Annotated in this window: 1 protein-coding gene; it reads left to right on the forward strand. The window is 68.6% G+C overall.

What is annotated here, in order from left to right; genetic code table 11:
• Positions 1-3,204: condensation domain-containing protein (locus ACI0FO_RS29370; RefSeq protein WP_416032087.1), on the forward strand; the 3,204-nt coding region annotated here is incomplete at both ends.

Genomic DNA, 3,204 nt, shown 5'->3' on the forward strand with positions numbered 1-3,204 from the left:
CTACGCGCCGCGCTGGTCCGCGAGTTGCCGGATTACATGGTGCCGTCGCGCATCATCGCGCTGGACGCCTTGCCGCTCAGTACCAACGGCAAGATCGACCGCAAGGCCTTACCGGCCCCGGTGTTCGACGATCAAGCCGACGCCACACCGCCAGAAGGCCCGACGGAAACCGCCATCGCCGCCATCTGGGCCGACGTGCTGGGCTGCGCCTCCGTTGGCCGCGACGCCAACTTCTTTGAACTGGGCGGCGACTCCATTCTTAGTTTGCAGATCGTGGCGCGGCTGCGCCAACGGGGCTGGGCTATCCATCCTCGGGATGTCTTCGAACACCAGACGGTGGCGCGGTTGGCCGCCGTCGCGCAACCCTTGGTCGGCCAGACGGCGGCGATACAGACGCCCGCAACCGGCGAAATCCCGTTGTTGCCAATTCAGGCGGAATTCTTCCGGCAAGCCATGCCGGTGCGCAGCCACTGGAATCAGGCCGTGTTGCTGAGGCCGCCCGAAGCGCTGGACGAATCCGCCTTGCGCGCGGCATTGGCGCAACTGGTCGCGCATCATGACAGCCTGCGGCTTCGCTTCTACGAAGCCTGCCAGGGCTGGACCCAGCGCTATGCCGAAGATGATGTGCAAACCGATCTGCTATGGACCGCGCATGCCGCCGATGCCGAGGAATTGGCCGCCCGCTGCAACGAGGCCCAGCGCAGCCTGACGCTGTCGCAGGGGCCATTGTTGCGGGCGTTGTCGGTGCGCATGGCCGATGGCAGCGCCCGCCTGCTGCTGGCGGTTCACCATCTGGTGGTCGACGGCGTGTCATGGCGCATTCTGCTGGAAGACTTGCAGGCGGCGTACCAGGCGGCGCGGCAGGGCCGCCCGACGCGGTTGCCGGCCAAGACGGCGCACTTTGGCGAGTGGACCCGCTATATCGCCGGCTTGCCGGAAAAAATGGACGCTGCCGAGCGAGCCTACTGGCGCGCCGTCGCTGACCCGGGCCCGGCAACGCCGCTGCCCGTGGATGCCCTCGACGCGCCGGCCAACGCGGGCTTGCGCGCGTCCACCGGCTTCACATTGACGGCCGCGCAGACCTTGGCGCTGCTGAAACAGGTGCCCGCCGCCTACCGCACGCAGATCAACGATGTGCTATTGACCGCGCTTGCGCGCATGTTGGCGCGGGTGACGGGGCAAGCCCGCGTCCGCATCGACGTGGAGGGTCATGGCCGCGAGGCCGATCCCGGCGCGCCGGACGTTTCGCGCACCGTGGGGTGGTTCACGAACCTGTACCCGGTGGTCCTGGACGCCAGCGGAGACGATGGCCAAGCGCTTAAGCGCGTGAAGGAAACGTTGCGAGCGGTGCCGCGCCGCGGCTTGGGCCACGGCGCGCTGCATCGGGGCCTGGCATTGGCGGCATCGCCCGTGCTGTTCAACTATCTAGGCCAGTTCGACGGCAGCTTTGGCGACGTTCAAGGCTGGACGCCCGCCGCCGAGCCGGCGGGCGACGCGCTGGACAGCGGGGCGGCGCTTTGGCACGAGTTATCGGTGGATGGGCAGGTCTTCCAGGGGCAACTGACCATGACCCTCAGCTACAGCCGGGCTCGGCTCAGCGAGGCGCGCGCCCGGGCCTGGGCAGACCAGTATCGCGATGCGTTGCTGGCGCTGATCGCGCATTGCGCGGTTGGCGCGCGCGGTGCCACGCCGTCCGATTTTCCGCTTGCGGGGCTGGCGCAGCCTCAACTGGACGCCCTGGCGCTGCCGTGGCCGCGGGTGCAAGACCTGTACGGCGTATCGCCGATGCAGGCGGGCATGATGTTCCACGCCAGGGTCGAAGCCGAGGCGGGGTTGTACGTTACGCAGTTGCAGGTAGACCTGCGCGACCTGGATCCCGCGCGCTTGCGGGCGGCATGGAGCGCCGCCTTGGGACGGCACGAGGCCCTGCGCACCGGCTTCGCGGAGGCGCCGGGCGGCACGCCCATCCAGTGGGTCGCTCGGGACGTGGACTTGCCGTGGCGCGAGGTAGATTGGCGTGGCCGTCCGGACGTCGCCGTGGAGTTGCAGGCATTGGCAAGCGAAGAGCGGATGCGGCCCTTTGATCTGGCCGCGCCGCCGCTGATGCGCTGGGTGCTCGCGCGTACCGCCGATACCGAGTATCGGCTGCTGTGGACCAGCCATCACCTGCTGCTGGATGGATGGAGCACCTCGCGCCTGCTGGGCGAAGTGCTGCGTGCTTATCAGGGCGGCGCGGTGGCCGCGCCCTCGGCCCGCTATCGCGACTACCTGGCCTGGCTGGCACGCCAGGACGGCGCCACGGCGCAAAGCTGGTGGACGGCGGAACTGGCGCCGCTTGCAGAGCCTTCGCTGTTGGCCGCTGGCGGCTCGGGCCACGACACCGGGCATGGCGAGATCCTGCGCCGTTTCAGCGTCGAAGACAGCGCCAGGCTGGTCGCATACGCACGCCAGCAACGGGTCACTCCCAATACATTGGTGCAAGCGGCATGGGCGCGCGTGCTGCAGCGCGAACTCGGGCAGTCGGCGGTGGCGTTTGGCGCCACATCATCGGGCCGTCCGGCAGAGTTGCCGGGCGCGGAAACGCTGCTGGGGCTGTTCATCAACACGGTTCCCGTGGTTTGCCCGGCCGCGTCGGCGCAACACGTGGGCGACTGGCTGCGCGCCTTGCAGGCCAGAAGCCTTGCGGCGCTGGACTATCAACACACGCCGCTCTATGACATTCAACGCTGGGCCGGGCAGGGCGGCCAGGCGTTGTTCGACACGTTAGTTGTATTCGAAAATTATCCGATCGATGCGGCGCTTCGGGATGCCGAACCGGGGGGGCTGGGCATTGGAGCGGTGCACAACAGCGATCCCACCCATTACCCGCTGACGCTGGAAGCCGCCTTGCGCGCCGACGGCGGGACGCCCGTGCTGAACCTGCGCTACGTGTATCGGCGCGACAAGCTGGCGGCCGGCCGGGTCGAAGCGTTGGCCAAGGCATTCGACTGCGTATTGCGGGCGATGCTGGCGGATGCGGACCAAACGGTATCGGAACTGGATAGCGCATCGCCGTCCGATCGGCTAGGACTGCTGGCGCAAGGCAACGGCGGCGCGGCGCGCAGGGTGCCAAGCGTGCCGGAGCAGTTGGCGGCGCAGGCGGCGGCCACGCCCGACGCGCCGGCGTTGGCGATGGGCGGTGTCAGCCTGCGCTACGCGGAACTG

The sequence above is a fragment of the Achromobacter marplatensis genome (assembly GCF_049060505.1).
Taxonomy (GTDB): Bacteria; Pseudomonadota; Gammaproteobacteria; order Burkholderiales; family Burkholderiaceae_B; genus Achromobacter; species Achromobacter marplatensis_A.